The 17,264-nt window shown below is 54.5% G+C and carries 19 protein-coding genes; 3 read left to right on the forward strand and 16 right to left on the reverse strand.

Features of this window, described 5'->3' with window-relative positions; genetic code table 11:
• Positions 1-6: 6 nt before the first annotated feature.
• Positions 7-1,533, forward strand: coding sequence for an ATP-dependent DNA helicase (locus tag CLV80_RS02650; RefSeq protein ID WP_106354544.1), 1,527 nt, complete (start codon positions 7-9; stop codon positions 1,531-1,533).
• Positions 1,530-2,240 (forward strand): SDR family oxidoreductase, encoded by a 711-nt coding sequence (locus CLV80_RS02655; RefSeq protein ID WP_106354547.1) that lies wholly within the window; start codon positions 1,530-1,532, stop codon positions 2,238-2,240. Before CLV80_RS02650 ends, CLV80_RS02655 begins: the two co-directional genes overlap by 4 nt.
• Here the strand turns inward: CLV80_RS02655 and CLV80_RS02660 are convergent.
• The 15 genes from CLV80_RS02660 to trpS form a co-directional block, all read right to left on the reverse strand.
• The gene (locus tag CLV80_RS02660; RefSeq protein WP_106354549.1) at positions 2,237-2,989 is read right to left on the reverse strand and encodes a TIGR02186 family protein; all 753 of its coding nucleotides are present in this window, start codon (positions 2,987-2,989) and stop codon (positions 2,237-2,239) included. The two genes, CLV80_RS02655 and CLV80_RS02660, sit on opposite strands and share 4 nt — an antisense overlap.
• A complete protein-coding gene (locus tag CLV80_RS02665; protein WP_106354551.1) occupies positions 2,989-3,900 on the reverse strand; it encodes a sulfite exporter TauE/SafE family protein in 912 nt (303 codons plus the stop codon). The genes CLV80_RS02660 and CLV80_RS02665 overlap by 1 nt, the downstream gene beginning before the upstream one ends.
• A 125-nt stretch (positions 3,901-4,025) precedes the next feature.
• Positions 4,026-4,832, reverse strand: coding sequence for a purine-nucleoside phosphorylase (locus CLV80_RS02670; protein ID WP_106354553.1), 807 nt, complete (start codon positions 4,830-4,832; stop codon positions 4,026-4,028).
• Positions 4,816-5,781, reverse strand: a complete 966-nt coding sequence (locus tag CLV80_RS02675) for an ABC transporter permease (RefSeq protein WP_106354555.1) — start codon at positions 5,779-5,781, stop codon at positions 4,816-4,818. Before CLV80_RS02675 ends, CLV80_RS02670 begins: the two co-directional genes overlap by 17 nt.
• A complete protein-coding gene (locus CLV80_RS02680; RefSeq protein ID WP_106354557.1) occupies positions 5,782-6,204 on the reverse strand; it encodes a hypothetical protein in 423 nt (140 codons plus the stop codon). It lies immediately after the preceding gene.
• A 1-nt stretch (position 6,205) separates the two neighbouring features.
• Positions 6,206-7,291, reverse strand: a complete 1,086-nt coding sequence (locus tag CLV80_RS02685) for an ABC transporter permease (RefSeq protein WP_106354559.1) — start codon at positions 7,289-7,291, stop codon at positions 6,206-6,208.
• Positions 7,291-8,826: an ABC transporter ATP-binding protein gene (locus tag CLV80_RS02690; RefSeq protein WP_106354561.1), complete on the reverse strand. Its 1,536-nt coding sequence runs from the start codon at positions 8,824-8,826 to the stop codon at positions 7,291-7,293. Before CLV80_RS02690 ends, CLV80_RS02685 begins: the two co-directional genes overlap by 1 nt.
• A 63-nt stretch (positions 8,827-8,889) precedes the next feature.
• Complete coding sequence (locus tag CLV80_RS02695; protein WP_106354563.1) at positions 8,890-9,258, reverse strand: nuclear transport factor 2 family protein; 369 nt, start codon at positions 9,256-9,258, stop codon at positions 8,890-8,892.
• Positions 9,259-9,336: 78 nt separating this feature from the next.
• Entirely contained in the window at positions 9,337-10,332 is a 996-nt protein-coding gene (locus tag CLV80_RS02700) for a BMP family lipoprotein (RefSeq protein WP_106354565.1), read from the reverse strand.
• Positions 10,333-10,521: 189 nt separating this feature from the next.
• Positions 10,522-10,941 (reverse strand): GNAT family N-acetyltransferase, encoded by a 420-nt coding sequence (locus CLV80_RS02705; RefSeq protein WP_106354567.1) that lies wholly within the window; start codon positions 10,939-10,941, stop codon positions 10,522-10,524.
• Complete coding sequence (gene tsaB, locus CLV80_RS02710; protein WP_106354569.1) at positions 10,938-11,597, reverse strand: tRNA (adenosine(37)-N6)-threonylcarbamoyltransferase complex dimerization subunit type 1 TsaB; 660 nt, start codon at positions 11,595-11,597, stop codon at positions 10,938-10,940. The genes CLV80_RS02705 and tsaB overlap by 4 nt, the downstream gene beginning before the upstream one ends.
• Positions 11,587-12,150 carry a NifU family protein gene (locus tag CLV80_RS02715; protein WP_106354571.1) on the reverse strand — a complete coding sequence of 188 codons (564 nt, stop codon included), beginning with the start codon at positions 12,148-12,150 and terminating at the stop codon, positions 11,587-11,589. The genes tsaB and CLV80_RS02715 overlap by 11 nt, the downstream gene beginning before the upstream one ends.
• 75 nt (positions 12,151-12,225) lie before the next feature.
• Positions 12,226-12,681, reverse strand: a complete 456-nt coding sequence (locus tag CLV80_RS02720; protein WP_106355325.1) for a universal stress protein — start codon at positions 12,679-12,681, stop codon at positions 12,226-12,228.
• A gap of 290 nt (positions 12,682-12,971) precedes the next feature.
• Positions 12,972-13,802, reverse strand: a complete 831-nt coding sequence (locus tag CLV80_RS02725) for a class I SAM-dependent methyltransferase (RefSeq protein WP_106354573.1) — start codon at positions 13,800-13,802, stop codon at positions 12,972-12,974.
• Between the two features lie 60 nt (positions 13,803-13,862).
• Positions 13,863-14,882, reverse strand: coding sequence for a tryptophan--tRNA ligase (gene trpS, locus CLV80_RS02730; protein WP_106354575.1), 1,020 nt, complete (start codon positions 14,880-14,882; stop codon positions 13,863-13,865).
• Positions 14,883-14,966: 84 nt separating this feature from the next.
• Here trpS and CLV80_RS02735 point away from each other — a divergent pair, with 84 nt between their 5' ends.
• Complete coding sequence (locus tag CLV80_RS02735) at positions 14,967-15,650, forward strand: rhomboid family intramembrane serine protease (protein WP_243394377.1); 684 nt, start codon at positions 14,967-14,969, stop codon at positions 15,648-15,650.
• On the opposite strand, the gene murJ is transcribed toward CLV80_RS02735, so the two are convergent.
• Positions 15,647-17,209, reverse strand: a complete 1,563-nt coding sequence (murJ, locus tag CLV80_RS02740; RefSeq protein WP_106354579.1) for a murein biosynthesis integral membrane protein MurJ — start codon at positions 17,207-17,209, stop codon at positions 15,647-15,649. The genes CLV80_RS02735 and murJ overlap by 4 nt on opposite strands.
• Positions 17,210-17,264 lie beyond the last annotated feature (55 nt).

Raw genomic sequence — 17,264 nt, forward strand, 5'->3', positions numbered from 1 at the left:
CGCGGCATGAACGCACCAGTCATCACATTTTCAGACGATCAGGCCGAGGCTTGGGATAACGTCGCGACCGCCCTGCGCCAATCCGGCGTGGACTTAGACGATAGCTTGCTTATGCCGCCCGCATCTGACAAGTCGTCAGTAATGGCCGTGATTGGCAAGGCGGGGTCCGGTAAAACCATGCTGTTGGCCAAGCTCTATAAAGCATTGGAAGAAGCGGGCGTTGACGTCATTTCTGGCGATTGGGAAGGCCGCAAACGCAAAGACCGCCGAACACTGGCGATTCTGGCACCGACCAACAAGGCCGCGAGCGTGCTGCGAAACCGTGGCGTTCCCGCGACGACGATCCACCGGATTCTTTATACCCCGGTCTATGATCCAGAATATGAAAAGGTGGCGGAATGGCTGGCCGGGCAGGGTGAGCGCCCCGAAATCGAAGGCCTGACAGATGTCGCGCTTGATCGCGCCTTTGCATCCTATCAAGTTAACAAATCCATTCCTGCGGCACTGGCGGCCGCTGGTCTGCGTGGCAGTGATTTTATTACGGGTTGGAAGCGGCGCGAAGAAGCGTTGGATATCGGCTTTGTTGATGAAAGCTCGATGCTGGACAGCAAGCAGTTCGAAGACCTGCAAGAGATTTTCCCGACCCTGATCCTATTTGGCGATCCGGCGCAGTTACCTCCGGTGCAGTCGTCTGGCGGGATGGTATTTGAAACCCTGCCGGAAAAGCGCGTTCTAACGTTGAACCGTATCCACCGGCAGGACGCGGGCAACCCGATCCTTGATCTGGCGCATGCTTTGGCTGATCCGCAGCTCGATTTCTATGCGTTTGAGCGCATGGTCGAAGAGGCGTCAAAAACAGATGAACGTGTCGTGATGGCCCAAAGGGTCGAGGCCGATTTGATGGCACGTTCCCCCTGTCTGGTCTGGCGCAACGCCACCCGTATTCGTCTGATCCACGCATTTCGGTCTGCGTTCGGTGCCCCTCATGACGAATTGCTACCGGGCGAGCCGCTGATTTGCGATGGTATCGAACTTCCGATGAAACACCGCAAAAAGCGGTTGGACCTAGAGGCGCGCGGCCTGATCAAGGGCGCGCAAGTGATCTACCTTGGGCCGGGTCGCAAACCTGGGTTTTCCCGCTTGCATGTGATGGGCGCTGAGGATCCACAGGTCAGCGCAGCAAGTATCGTGAAGATCGAACAAGAAGGCGATGAAGAGCCGTTTATCCCCTTTGCTGCCCGTATGGGGGCCACGTTCCTTCATGGTGCAGCCGTTACCATTCACAAGGCGCAAGGTTCGCAATGGGACACGGTGCAGGTCTTTGCCCCTGATATTTACGCGGCCAGCCGCATGGGCCGTGTTGAGGCAGGACAGCCGTTGTGGAAGCGGTTAGCCTATGTTGCAATTACCCGTGCGGAAACGCAGCTGCGTTGGGTCGTTCGAAACCGTTTGGCACGGCCAGATGGCGTATTGCGTGTTGACGACCTTGAAGTCCCGGCCGCGCCCCTAGAACTGACAAGTGAGGAACCATGAAGACAATCATGATTACTGGCGCCAGCAGTGGTATTGGGCGCGTCACAGCTGAACATTTCCTAGACAACGGTTGGCGTGTTGGGCTGATCGCGCGTCGTGCGGATGCGCTAGCGGAAATTGACCACGCTAACGCGGTGCACTTGCCCTGCGACGTGACGGATGAGGCAGCGGTTGATGGCGCCTTTGCTGATTTCGGGCATTTGGGTGTGTTGTTTAACAACGCTGGCATGTTTGGTCCGCAAACAACCATCGACGAAATCGCGCTGTCGGATTGGCAGCAGGTGATCGACGTGAACCTAACGGGCATGTTTCTATGTGCGCGTGCCGCGTTCCGGCAGATGCGATACCAGACGCCACAAGGTGGGCGGATCATCAACAACGGTTCTATTTCGGCTTACACCCCGCGCGAAGGTTCGATCTGCTATACGACCGCGAAACACGGTGTGTCTGGCCTAACCAAAACGATTAGCCTTGATGGGCGGGCTTTTAATATTGCTTGCGGTCAAATCGATATCGGCAATGCGCGTACCGAGATGGTGCAAAACTTGGAAAAGGCGCGTGCCGCCCAAGGGCTAGATCCTTTGCCAACAATGGCGGTCGAAGATGTGGCGCGGTCTGTTTACCACATGGCCTCGCTTCCCGCAGAGGCGAACGTGCAGACGATGATGGTGATGGCAACGAAGATGCCACATATCGGGCGCGGTTAGCGGCGCAACATCCCAAAGATCGCGGATGCACCCCAACCGGCGCCGACAGCGATTGCCAGCGACATCAGCCCGTACAGCAGGGCGTAATTGTGGGCGAGGTTATATAACCAACGCTCTAACCCGACCTTTCGCACCGGGATTTCGGTTCGGTATTCGTCGATCACACGACCATTGCGGGTTAGAAATATACGCGCCTCGTAGGTCCCTTCGGTCAAGTTCGCGGGCAACGTAATCGCAGTCCGAAATAGCGTGTCCTCTTCAAGGTCAATCGCTCCCTCAAGACGCTGGTATAATCCTTCGTCTGTGCGAATGCGGATCAGGGCGTTCATAAAGGCGACGCTGTCGCTGACCTGACCGCCAATTGCCTTGATCGTGCGGGGGGTTGTAATGCGGTATTGCAGGTCTTCGACGTGATGCAGCACATCGCGCATCGGTGCGGATGTTGCGACTGCATAGAATGACGGGGCCGCGTCTACTTCGACTTCATCTGTGTTGATCCAAATTCCAACACGACGATCTTTGCGCCAGATGTCGACGGGCTGATCTGGCCCTGCGATCGTGACGATCACGCCAAGTTCGCTTTTGTCAGGGATAGGAGTTTCGCGTTTTACCGCGCCAAACACGAGGATATCGGACCCTTCGAATGTCGCGGTGATTGCGACTTGGTCCTGTGACAGGCCAAGCACGATTTCTTCTTCCGCATGAGCGGGCAGGGCGCAGATTAGTAGGAATGCGATAAACCGGATCATCACATTCCCGCCGTCAAAGAATAAAGCTCGGTCGGTTTGATCAACAGATCAATTGCTAGCTTTAGGCAGACCCCCAACACCAGCGTTGCCAAAAGAATGCGCAGCTGTTCGGCCTTCATCCGTACACCAAGGCGTGTGCCAAACTGGGCACCAATGACGCCGCCGATCAGCAGAAGTAGGGCTAGTACTACGTCAACTGAGTGGTTCGTCGTGGCGTGTAAAACCGTCGTAAAGCCAGCAACAAAGATGATCTGAAACAGCGATGTGCCGATCACGACCTTGGTAGGCATTCCCAGCAAATAGATCATCGCGGGTACCATGATGAACCCGCCACCAACGCCCATGATCGCGGCAAGGACACCAACGAACATCCCCACAAGAATTGGCGGAATGACCGAGATATAAAGCCCCGAAACCCGAAATTTCATCTTGATGGGCAGGTTATGTACCCAACCATGTTTGCGACGTGTAATACGCGCACCGGGTTTGTTGGCACGGCGTATCGCATTCAGGCTTTCGACAAACATCAACGCGCCGATCACGCCAAGGAACAGCACATAACAAAGCTGGACAAGCAGATCGACCTGACCCAATGATCTCAGGTAGCTAAATAGCAATACCCCAAGCGCAGACCCAATAAGCCCGCCAATCAGCAGCACCGTTCCCATCACCATATCGACAGTTTTTCGTTTGAGGTGGGCAAGAAGGGCGGAAAATGACGAAGCGACAACTTGGTTCGTGCTTGTTGCGACGGCTACGGCTGGTGGGATGCCGATAAAAAACAGAAGTGGCGTGATCAAGAACCCGCCTCCAACGCCAAACATTCCCGACAAAATCCCGACTAATCCGCCGATCCCTAACAGAAGAAAAGCGTTCACCGATACTTCGGCGATGGGAAGGTAAACTTGCATGAACTGATCCGGGCGTTTGTGCCTGTACACACACCAAAACCGTTTCCTGTCGGAGTGTCAAACGGTCGCACAAATTTAATGCACGCGAGGTGCTGAATTGCCGATTTAGTGAGAGGAATGCAGACCTAGGCCTGCGCCTTTAAATACCCGCGCAGAACCTTTTCCAGCTTGGCCGCGCCGATGGGGGCCATGGCCTTGGTGTGTTCGTGGCTGATGTTCTCGTCGCTCATCCCGGCTGCCATGTTGGTGATCGTCGAAATCGCGGCAGCCTTTAGCCCAAGGAAACGCGCAAGGATAACCTCTGGCACAGTGGACATGCCCACGGCATCAGCGCCAAGCAATTTGATCGCACGAATTTCAGCGGGTGTTTCGAACGATGGGCCAGAATACCAAGCGTAAATGCCATCGGCCATTTCGACATCTGCCGTATCCGCAGCCTTGCGTAACGCCGCACGGATTTCAGGATCGTAGGCGTCTTTCATCGGGACAAAGCGTGCGTCAGTTGGTTCACCGATCAGCGGGTTCAGCCCGGAAAAGTTGATATGGTCGGACAGGCACATGATGGACCCGGTCGGCATGTCAGCCTGCATCGACCCGGCAGCATTGGTCGCGATCACGCGATCCGCACCAAGTTCGCGCAATACCTCGAGCGGGAGGCGCATGGCGTCGGCTTTGCCGTTTTCATAATAATGCGCGCGGCCACCGAAGACGGCAACACGCACGCCCTCGAGATCACCGATCACAAGGTTGGGGTTATGTCCGGACACGCCCGCGTGTGGAAAACCGGGTAGGTCGCCATAAGGGATCGCGACGCCGTCAACAGTGTCTGCAATGTGCCCAAGGCCCGATCCGAGGATCAGACCTATCTGGACGGGTGCATCGCCAGCGATGCCGCGAATTTGGTCAGCAAGCGCCTTAGCGTTCTTTGACATAGGCTTGCCCCCCAGCTTTGGGACCAGCGGCCTTGCCGACGAAACCAGTCAGAATAACCACGAGGATAAACGGTAGTACGTCCAGCAGTTGGTTGTTCAGCGCAAAGCCAATGACGTTTTCAACAACGTCGGACCGCAGCGCCATCGCCTGAAGGAAACCGAACAACAGGCACGAATACAGCGCGTACCATGGGCGCCATTTCGCAAAGATAAGCGCGGCCAAAGCGATATAGCCGCGACCGGCGCTCATGTCTTTGGTAAAGCCAGCTTGCAGCGCTGTCGCCAGATAAGCGCCAGCAATACCACAAAGCACGCCACAGATCGCCACAGCCGCAAAGCGTAGGCCGATGACCGAAACACCTGCGGTATCAACGGCCGCTGGGTTTTCACCCACGGCACGCAGGCGCAGGCCGAACCGGGTGCGGTAAAGAACCCACCATGTCGTAGGTACGAGCAACAACGCCACATATACAAGGATCGTATGACCCGAAATGAGTTCGTAATAGATCGTTCCAAACACCGGCACATCGCGTAACTGCTCTGCGAAAGGCAGGTCGATTGGGTTAAAACGCGCATCACCAGCCAATTGCGGCGTACGACCACCCTGTTTAAACCAGCTTTGCGCGATGACGACCGTTAAGCCCGCCGCAAGAAAGTTGATCGCGACCCCGGATATCAATTGGTTTCCACGGAAGGTGATCGATGCCAATCCGTGAATACCAGACAGCAGCATCGATGCACCGATGCCTGCCAATAGTCCCAGCCAAACGTCGCCTGTGACAGATGCAATCGCTGCCGACATAAACGCCGCCGCCAGCATCTTGCCCTCTAGCCCGATGTCGAAAATCCCGGCCCGCTCGGAATACAGGCCAGCCAAACAGGCCAGCAAAAGCGGGGTCGCTAGACGCAGGGTCGCGTCTAGCATCTGCAAGAGGGTCGCAAAGTCCATTTAGGCAACTTTCTCCATCAAGAATGGAAATAGGGCAAAGAAGCGGTCAGCCACTTCTGGGTTCCGGCGAAGGGCGTCTTCTGCCTCGGCCTGTGTGATGTCGACGGCTTGGGTTTTGTCACGGCGCAAGAAGAACTGTAGCCCCAGCATTGCGTCAAAACGGTCGTCCGTGATGAATGGGTCGTGTGGGATGCGGCGCATCACTGCCTCATTCGGGCGGAATACGCTTGCGGGTTTTTGCAGTGCAAGCAGTGCCACCAAATGTGGTGGTACGTCGCCGCCGGGTGTTTGTGCAATCACGTGATGGATCCACATGTGGAGCTCTTCCATCGTGATCATGCCAAGCGCAAGACAGCTGAGCACAAAGCCCAGATCTGCGCCGGTGTCATCATCGACACCTATTTTAAAGGGTCCTGCCATCATTTTATGCTCTCCTCATTGCCAGGAATAGCCGCTCGAGCGGCATGCGCACCATATTGTCTAGTGCACCCGTAAAGAGGATCACCAATGCCTGTATTACGATGATCAACTCACGGGGGATCGACGTCCATAGGGCGAGTTCTGCGCCGCCTTGATATAGAAAGCCGAAAAGAAGGGCCGCCAAAAGAACCCCAAAGGGGTGGTTGCGACCCATAAGCGCGACGGCGATGCCAATAAAGCCAGCGCCCTCTGCTGCGTTCAGGACCAGCCGTTCGGCCTCGCCCTGTACGTTGTTGATGGCCATCATACCGGCAAGTGCGCCGGAAATAAGCATGGTGACCATGATGATTTTTGTGGGGCTGATGCCTGCGTATTTCGCGGCAGATTCAGATTCCCCGAATGAACGAATTTCGTAACCAAGACGCGTACGCCAGACCAATGCCCAAACGAACAAACATGCCGCCAGTGCCACAAAAAATGTCACGTTCGCAGGCGCGCCACGGAAAAACGTGGTGTCGCCAAAGTTAAACATGTCTTGGAAGGATGGCAGATGCGCGGGTTCCGGGAATTTGGATGTTGCTGGTTCCATGCCCGGTGCCTTGAGCGCGCCAATCAGCAGGAAGTTCAGCAGCGCAGCAGCGATAAAGTTGAACATGATTGTTGTGATAACGATGTGGCTGCCGCGTTTGGCTTGCAAGAACGCAGGAATAGCAGCCCATGCGGCCCCAAATAGGGCCGCCGCAGCCGCCGCGCCAATTAGCGCTACTGTCCAGTGCGGCCATGGGATGTACAAACACACGATCGCAACGCCCAAACCGCCAAGCAAAGCCTGACCTTCGCCGCCGATGTTGAACATCTTTGCCTGTGCCGCAATCGCAACAGCAAGGCCGGTGAATATAAAGTTGGTAGCGTAGTAGATCGTATAGCCCCAGCCATAGGTGGAACCGAGCGCGCCACTGACCATAAGCTTAAGTGCGGCCCAAGGGTTTTCACCAATCGCGAGGATCACGAGCGCAGACAGAATAGCAGCAAGAATGATCGAGATCACTGGAATCAGGATCACGTCAGCCCATTTTGGCATCACGTCCATTAGGAATCGCCTCCGCTCATCCCGGCCATGAGAAGCCCGAGTTCTTTTTCGTCTGTATTTTGAGGCATCCGCTCGCCCATTATTTTTCCGTCAAACATAACAGCGATCCGGTCTGAGAGCGACAAAATCTCTTCTAACTCTACTGAAACCAGCAAAATTGCCTTGCCCTGATCCCTTAGTGCAACAATCTGCTGGTGGATGAATTCGATTGCGCCGATGTCCACACCGCGTGTTGGCTGGCCGATTAGCAGCAAATCGGGGTTGCGTTCAATCTCGCGGGCGAGAACGATTTTCTGTTGGTTGCCGCCGGAAAAGCTTTTCGCGGCGAGTGTTGGGTCAGGTGGCCGCACGTCGAAACGGGCCATCTTCTCTTCGGTATCTTTCTTAAGCGCGGCGTTATCCATGAACAGCGCGTTCTTTTGATAGCGGGCGTCGCGGTGGTAACCAAATCCGGTGTTTTCCCACGCGTGGAAGTCCATGATCAGCCCTTCGCGCTGACGATCTTCGGGAACGTGGGCGATGCCACGTGCGCGGCGGCTTTGGCCGTCAGATTTCGCACCGGTCAGGTCGATTTCTTCGCCGTTCATCTTGATGCTGCCAGTGGCTTTTTCATAGCCGCCCAGAACCTCAAGCAGTTCAGACTGGCCGTTGCCTGCGACACCAGCGATCCCAAGGATTTCGCCTGCATGCACATCAAAGCTGATCCCTTTGAGGCGGTGAACACCCTTTGCATCGGTGACGTTCAGGTCTTTGACCTCAAGGATCTTGCGCCCGATCTGGGCAGGGGCCTTGTCGACGCGCAGAAGTACTTTGCGACCGACCATTAGTTCGGCCAGTTCGGCTGGGTTTGTCTCGGATGTCTTGACGGTGGCGGTCATTTCGCCACGGCGCATGACGCTGACCGTATCGGTGATTTCCATGATCTCGCGCAGTTTGTGCGTAATCAGGATGATCGTTTTGCCTTCGCGACGCAGGTTTTCCAGAATGCGGAAAAGATGGTCAGCCTCGGCAGGGGTAAGCACGCCTGTTGGTTCGTCGAGGATGAGGATATCGGCCTTGCGATAGAGCGCCTTCAGGATTTCGACACGCTGCTGCATCCCAACACCGACGTCTTGGATGACCGCATCGGGATCAACGTTCAGTTCGTATTCTTCAGCAAGGTTTTTCAGTTCGCGGCGGGCACGGGCGAGCGACGGTTTAAGCAGGCCGGAATCCTCGGCCCCTAGCACCACGTTCTCAAGCACCGTGAAGTTTTCGACCAGTTTAAAGTGCTGGAACACCATTCCGATACCTGCCGCGATGGCGGTTTGGCTGTCGGTAATGTTTTTCTTTTCGCCTGCGATGAAAATCTCGCCAGCGTCGGCTTTGTAAAAGCCATAGAGGATCGACATCAGCGTCGATTTACCCGCACCGTTTTCACCAATGATCCCGTGAATTGTGCCGGGCATCACACGAATCGAGATGTCTTTGTTGGCTTGCACGGGTCCAAAGGCCTTAGAAATGCCTTTGAGTTCGATTGCGGGGGCTTGGGTCATAGTGGGGCCTTTAATTTCGAAGTTGGCCGATTTTTGGCCAACCAAAGGTCGTTCTTAGGTGTCTTAATCTGCAGGCGTTTCGCCGACGAACCCTGCGATCGCAATGATCTGGCCGTCAGCATTGGTATCCACGAAATAGGTTCCGTGTTGGGCCATTTCTTGTCCGTCTGGGCCTTTGCCGCTGAACTGAACAATGGCGCGGGTGTAGTTGTTTATACTGTCGCTTTTGGTCACTTCGGCGCCCCAACCGGGAGCATTTGCGCTGAACATGGCAACATAATTTGCAATGGCGGTCGCACCCGACAGGCGTTCACCTGATCGTGGGTCAGAATAGGTGCCATTTTCGGCAAAACACTGCTCGATCACCTCCGCTTGCGCACTTGGATCTTGCATAGACCATGCCGCGAAGAACTTGTTCGTCGCATCTACCATTGGTTCTACCTCATGTTAAACGGGAATGCCGCGCAAATTTCTTCGCGCGGCGTTGGTCGTTCTTTTTATTAGAACAGCTTAGAAATCAAGCGCGGGGCATGTTTCGTCGCTAGAGTAGTCGTGAACGGCCAGTTCGCCAGCTTCGATCTGAGCTGCAGCAGCGTAGGTAGCCGCCAGAACGTCATAGCCAACGATACCTTCGTTGTTTGCGTCCATTGCAAAGCCAACACCGTGGTTCGCAACGCTCATCACGTTAAAGCCGGTTTCCATATCAGCGCCATCAGACATTGCGTCGTAAACAGCAGTATCAACGCGTTTCATCATGGATGTCAGAACTTTTCCTGGGTGCAGGTGGTTCTGGTTCGCATCAACACCAATGGACAGGATGCCTTCGTCTGCAGCAGTTTGCAGAACGCCAACGCCTGTGCCTCCAGCTGCCGCGAATACAACGTCAGAACCTTGGCTGATTTGTGCAAGTGTTAGTTCAGAACCCTTAACCGGGTCGTTCCAAGCCGCAGGTGTAGTACCTGTCATGTTAGAGATCACTGTCACATCTGGGTTTGCCGCTTTGGCGCCCTGTGCGTAACCACATGCGAATTTACGGATCAGTGGGATGTCCATGCCGCCGATGAATGAAACAGTGCCTGTTTCAGATGTCAGCGCAGCCATCATACCCACAAGGTATGACCCTTCTTGTTCGTTAAACACAACTGAGCGTACGTTTGGCGCGTCAACAACCATGTCGATGATAGCGAATTTCGTGTCTGGGTAATCAGCAGCAACCTCTGCCAGTGGTGTTCCCCAAGAGAAACCAGCCATGACAATTGGGTTTGCGCCAGATTCGGCAAAGCGACGGATCGCTTGTTCGCGTTGTGCGTCAGATTGAATTTCAACTTCAGCATAAGAACCGCCAGTTTCGGCCGCCCAACGCTCTGCACCGTTATAGGCGCTTTCGTTGAAGGATTTGTCGAATTTGCCGCCAAGGTCAAAAAGGATGGCGGGGTCAGCGGCCGCTGCGCCAGCTGTCAGTGCAAGCGCGGCAGACGCGCCTAGAAATTTTTGTGCAAGAGTCATTTGGGTCTCCCAAGTCGTTATACGAGGTTTGATCGGCGCAATTCGCCGCCTCTATCAAAAGCCGAGCCGATCTTTACGTCGGTCCATCAGCCGATAAGGCCCTGACTGACGCGGAAGATCAACTGCTTTTTCGTTTCGCCCGTGGTGTTTGGCGTTGTTTGGGGCTTTATATTAAAGGCTTACGTCGGGTTACACGACCTGAAGTTGCTTACTTAAAACCAGTGCAGCGACGGCTGCCCCATCTTTGGGCATATAATAACGGCGGCGGCGGCCCACTTGGGTGTAACCTGCTTTTGCATATAAGGCTTTTGCGGCTTCGTTATTTTCGGCGACTTCGAGAAAAACGCTGGAGGCGCCTGATTTTTGGGCAAATGCCTCGGCTTGTCCTAATGCAACGCTGGCCAAGCCCTTTCTGCGATGCTTAGGTGCGGTGGCAAGGGTCAAAACTTCGGCTTCATCGAAGATAACACGCAGCAAAGCAAAGCAGCGCTCGTCCCCTGATAGAATCGATCCCGGTTGCTCAAGCAGCGCTGAAAATTCTTTTGCCGACCATGACCGCGCGTTTGGAAATGCAGCGGCATGAATTTCAGCAAGCGTTTCAGGGGTCACAGCAATATCGCTGGCGCTTGATCACGAGGAGGAGCAGCGTCAGCCGCGCGTACGTAGAGCGGGGTGGGGCGGTCTGTGGTCGTGTCGATACGGGACGCTGCAAAATATGCGATGCCTTCGATTATCGGATTGGGGGCTTCCACCGTGTCGCAATTCATGATCTCTGCAATTGGTTCGGCTAATGATCCGACAACGCGTGGTTTCAAGCCGTCATGCCATTTCGGTAACTCTGATGCTGTCAATGCGCATATTCTAGGGGGTGTCATCGCGTCACCGACAAAGACTTGCACGTACGCGTGGCCTCGACGAGCGTCTAGGCAGGAGACTAATGGTCCTTTCAGTCCAAAAGTCTGGGCTTCTAGGTTAGAAACACCAATCGAAGGCTTCCCAAGGCCAAGCGATAGACCCCGGGCAGCAGAGACTGAGATACGAATGCCCGTGAAATTGCCCGGTCCTGTCCCGACGCCGATAGCATCAAGATCACGCCACGTGTGTCCCTCTACCGCCAGCATTTCTTCAAGCATGGGCATCAGGTGTTCGGCTTGTCCTTTGGACATTTCATCGATGCGGGTGATAATTCGGTCGCCCAACAACAAAGCGGCGGCGCAATGCGCCGCCGAAGTGTCAAATGCGATGACTTTGGTGTTAGGCTGCAACGGGTCGCACCTCGACCACCTCTGGGATGTAGTGGCGTAGCAGGTTTTCGATGCCCATTTTCAGCGTCAGAGTGGATGATGGGCAACCTGCGCAAGCACCTTGCATGTGCAGATAAACGACGCCGCGCTCAAACCCGTGGAACGTGATATCGCCGCCGTCTTGGGCAACGGCAGGGCGGACACGGGTGTCTAGCAGTTCTTTGATCTGGTTTACGATCTCGCCGTCTTCGCCGGAGTGTTCGGCGTGGCCGCTTGCCGGGGCGTGGTCGTCAGCCATAACTGGTTGGCCAGATTGGTAATGCTCCATGATCGCGCCCAGAATACCGGGTTTGATGTGGTCCCATTCGACGTCGTCAGCCTTCGTTACAGTGACAAAATCATTGCCAAAGAACACACCAGTCACTTTTCCAGCCGCAAAGATGCGCTTCGCGAGCGGAGAATTCTCAGCCGCCTCAAGGGTCGGGAAATCGGCAGTACCCACCTCTAGCACGTTCTGGCCGGGCAGGAATTTGAGCGTTGCCGGGTTCGGCGTTGATTCCGTCTGAATGAACATGATGCAAACCTTTTTTGTCAGGGTTCTGATATGCGCCTTGGACAGGTCTATGTCAAGGTTTGGAACGATTCTAAACTAGGTAATGGCTTCAAGGCGTTCTTTCGAAAGGTCACCGGGTACAATTGTTATTGGAATTGGCAGGCTACCGGATTGACGCGATAGCTGTGTGACCAATGGGCCGGGGCCTTTGTTGTCAGTACCTGCGCCTAGAACAAGAACCCCAATTTCGGGGTCTTCACTCACGTGGTTAATGATCTCGTGCATTGGTTCGCCTTCGCGAATGACCAATTCAGGGTGTACATTTTGACGGTCACGCATCCATTTTGCAAAGACCTCGAAATGGACTTCGATCCTTTCACGTGCCTCTGCGCGCATGATTTCACCCACGCCAATCCAGTGGTTAAATTCATCTGGCGGGATCACAGATAAAATCGCAACACCACCCCCTGTTTTGGCAGCGCGCATAGCAGCAAAGCGCATTGCATTCAGGCATTCTCGGCTATCGTCCAGTACGACCAGAAACTTGCGCATCGTTAGCATTCTCCCGTTTAAGCCGATATTGGAGCATAGTTCGTGTGCTGGCAATGAAATTGAAACACAGCCAATACGTTGGCGTTCGATGCCGGGGGACACCGAACGCCTCGTATACCGGGGCGTCCTACTGGGCGGGGCGATGACGCCCGGGCGGGGCGTGCAGAGCGAATCGATGCGACGCTACCCCATGGTCGGGGCGGCGCGATTCAGTTTTGTGACGGTCTTGACAGTACGGTGGGTATTAGAAAATGCGTTAGCGAACGCGGTGATGGCCCGTTCCCGATTAGCTAAACCTGATCGTCGGGGCAGATGGTAACCGCGGGCATCCCGGTTGATGGGCATTTCTGGAAGTTGAGACCATTGTACCGTTTTATTAACGGGTCTCGGATTAATAGTTCATAACCGTTTTCAATCTTATCATGCTTCGCGCGAAGACCTGGATTGAAGACAAGTACAACTTTCTTTCGGGCTATGCGTAGCATTTCGTCTATAAACGTCTCGTAGTGCTCTTCGTATCCGTATGCGTCGATTGCCTGAAAGCAAGCGACGATATCATAAGAATTGTCGTCGAAAGCGTACGGAGTTTTCGATCCATCAAACCCGATAACTGGCAGGTTGAGTGCATTATGGATAGGCGCATATACCGAGCCGCGCCCATCAAGGAAGTCAGTAGCCTGATATGTATTCCCAAAGTGCTTTGCTACCTCTGCGCCGCCGCATCCGCCGGAAGATAGTTCCAATATATCGTAGGGTTTGGCGCTATCCAGTACTTCTGGAAATAGCGTCAAACACCGATCGAACTCGCGCAGTACGTTATGCGCACGCAACTGATATTTTGGTTGCACCATCTCAAATATGCGCTGCGACGTATTAACGATGGCGTCAAAGTTATTGGGCAGGAATTCTTCTTTTGGAAATGGGTAGGGTTTTAGGAAATCTACCGGAATAGTGACACCCTTTTTATCAAGCGACTTCCATGATTGTCGCGTCCGACTAATCCACTTACTTAATTTGTCTGAGAGATAAGCGGTATTTTCCCGAGATTCTTTCAAGACTTGATATGAGGCTATTTCTTGATCGAAGTAGTTTCTGAGTAGTCTGGGACGGTTCGTCGTCATAAAATTGCCTTTTCTCAAAGCTGTAATTTACGCGCCAAATTTTCGGTTCATGTGGACCGATTATGAGGAGCGGAGCAATCCAACGATGTCATAAGTTTTTTTCAGGATTGGTTCCGCAATTGCGCGCGCTTTGTCCGAACCTACCGCCAAGATACGGTCGATTTCAGCGGGGTCGTCCATCAGCCGTGCCATTTCTTCGGAAATGGGGGCCAGTTTAGCGACGGCAAGATCAGCAAGTGCGGGTTTGAATGTTCCCCATCCAGCACCGGGGTACTGTGCGATCACGGCCTCGGGTGTTGTGTCGTCCAGTGCGGCATAGATTTCGACAAGGTTCCGTGCCTCTGGGCGGTCAGCCAACCCTTCGACTGTTTCGGGCAGTGGCTCTGGATCGGTTTTCGCCTTTTTGAACTTCTTGGCGATCTTGTCAGCATCATCGGTCATGTTGATGCGCTCCATGTCGCTTTCGCCTGACTTTGACATCTTCTTGGTTCCGTCACGCAAGTTCATGATGCGCATGGCTGGTCCTTCGATGACTGGGGTGGTCATCGGAAAGAAGTCGGTTTTGTAATCGTGGTTAAACTTGGCGGCGATGTCACGGGTCAGTTCAACGTGCTGCTTTTGGTCTTCGCCCACGGGCACATGGGTTGCGTGGTACAGCAAAATGTCAGCGGCCATCAGTGATGGGTAGGCGTATAGGCCTAGCGATACTTTTTCAGCGTTGCTGCCTGCTTTGTCTTTGAACTGGGTCATGCGGTTCATCCAGCCGACACGCGCCACACAGTTAAAGATCCAGCCGAGTTCCGCATGTGCCGCGACTTGGCTTTGGTTGAAAAGGATCGATTGCGACGGATCAAGGCCAGCGGCCAGATAGCCAGCAGCAACTTCGCGGGTCATATTGGCCAGCTCTTTTGGGTCCTGCCAGACCGTGATCGCGTGCATGTCGACGACGCAATAGATGGTTTCCATCTGGCCTTGCATGCCAACAAACCGTTTGATCGCACCAAGGTAGTTGCCCAGCGTCAGCCCGCCAGAGGGTTTAATCCCAGAGAAAACGCGGGGCGTGAATGTCGTATCTGTCATTGTAAAATGTCCGGGCTGGATTTCGGGGCAGGGGTCGCATACCCATGCCAGACGGACCCGTCAATTTCAACAGCCCAAGGCAGCATGATGAAACCTGAAAGCCCAATCAACGCTATTCCGCCAATTATTATTGTGCTGACACTGATTATCGTTGCCGTCGAATGCATCATGCAGCTTGCTGATTTGGGAGTCTTAGGCGGCGCGCGGGGTGTCGGCTGGCGTGTCGCAGCGATCCAAGACTATGGTTTTTCTGGCGCTGTGCTAGACCGGATGTTGATCCACGGGGACTATTCATTCGGAATGATACGCCGATTGGTGACCTATCCGTTCATCAACGCGAACCTGACCCAAGCGGCGTTTTGCGCTGCACTGACCCTTGCCTTGGGGAAATTCACGGCAGAGTTTTATGGCGGCATCAAAATCTTTGTACTCTATGCGGTAACGGCGATCATCGGCGCTTTGGTCTTTGGCTTGTTGGCACCAAACAATTACCCACTGATCGGTGGGTTCCCGTCGGTTTATGGTTTGATCGGGGCATACACCTATGCGCTTTGGCTGAACCTTGGCGCAATGGGGCAGAACCAGCTACAGGCTTTTCGCTTGATCGCTGTGTTGCTTGGGCTTCAGTTGTTGTTCGGACTGTTCTTTGAGACCGGTTATGGCTGGGTCGCGGAACTGACTGGATTTGTTGTTGGCTTTGCATTGTCGCTATTGCTCGCACCCGGCGGTTGGACAGCGTTCTTGGGCCGGATGCGGCAGCGGTCCTAGCGGCGCAGGTTGCGTTTGAACTCGGCGAGTTTGAACGCGCCAATCAAATGCCCGATCCCAAAATAGCTGACGATCCCGATTAGGACCAACACAAGCAGCGCAAGGTAGCGTAGCGTCGCGACGCCGAAAAATGGCGATAGCACCGCAGCCGCCACCCACAAGATCAGCCCCATTCCAGCAGAGGCCAGAACGATCCGAGGAAGCCGCTGTCTAAAGCGTGCATCAAATTTTGATGCGCCATCCATATGGCGCGTGCCATTCAGTAAAAGCAGAACGGTGGCCCAACCCGTTAGGGACGTGCCAACTGCCGCAGCAATATAGCCGATAAAGGGCGAAAGTCCGATCGCAAGCGCCGCGTTAAGAGCAAGCGCGACCAAGGCGTAATAGAACGGGCGTTTGGTATCTTCGCGTGCGAAATAAAGTGGCTGAAGCGTCTTTTGCATAACAAACGCGGGCAAGCCAAGGCCATAGATCGCCACTGCAATTGCTGTCGCTGCCGTGTCGTCGCTGTCAAAGACACCACGTTCGTACAAGACACTGACAAGCGGGAGAGAGATCACCATGAGCGCGACCGCAGCAGGTACTGTCAGCGCAAGGCTGATTTCGCTGGCACGGTTAAAGGCGTTTTGCCCGCCTTCGTGATCGCCAGCACGCAGGCGGCGCGATAGATCGGGCAGTAGTACAACGCCAATCGCGATGCCAACGACACCGAGCGGCAGCTGATACAGGCGGTCTGCATAGTTGAGCCATGCGACCGCGCCGTCAAAGAAGCTGGCGACCTGACGCCCAACTAAAAGGTTGATCTGTACGACGCCACCAGCCAATGCCGCGGGGGCGGCGATAATTGCGAGGCGCTTGAGTTCAGGGGTCATCTTGGGCCGCCGTAACCGCATTGGAAACCCTGCGCGCTTTGCTGCAAACCAAACAAGCGTAACCTGGGCAATACCGGCAATAGGTACGGCATAGGCAAGCGCCGCACCCATGAGCGTCTGATTGTCTACACCTGTGCAGCCACATGTTAGGCCAGTCAAAACAAGTGCGCTGATAAAGACAATGTTGAGTAACAGGGGGGCCGCCGCTGCGGCCGTAAAACGACCCGTCGCGTTAAGTACGCCAGATAACAGCGCTGACAGCGATATAAACAGAATATATGGAAACGCGATACGCCCGTAATAGACAGCCAGATCAAACCGTTCTGAGCCAATAAAGCCGCTGGCCATCATGGTCACCAAAGCTGGCATAAGAACAATTGCGACGACTGTGAAAACGACCAGCACACCTGCAAGGCCCACAAACGCGTCTTGGGCAAATTCTTTGGCGTCTTCACCACCTTCTATTTTTTTGGAAAACATGGGCACAAAGGCCATGTTAAATGCGCCCTCGGCAAAGAAACGGCGGAAAAGGTTGGGCAGTGAAAACGCGACCAAAAATGCCTCGGCCACCGGGCCAGTGCCGAGGTAGGCCGCGATCATGATATCGCGGACGAAGCCAAGCAGGCGACTGGCCAAAGTCCATAGGCCAACGGTGAAGAAGCCCGACATCAGACGGATTGGTTTCATGGGGTCGTGACCTCGATCGTAGAGCCGTTCTGGAACACCCTATGGAAGCGACTGG

Origin of the sequence: Yoonia maritima (assembly GCF_003003285.1) — a bacterium.
Lineage (GTDB): Bacteria > Pseudomonadota > Alphaproteobacteria > Rhodobacterales > Rhodobacteraceae > Yoonia > Yoonia maritima.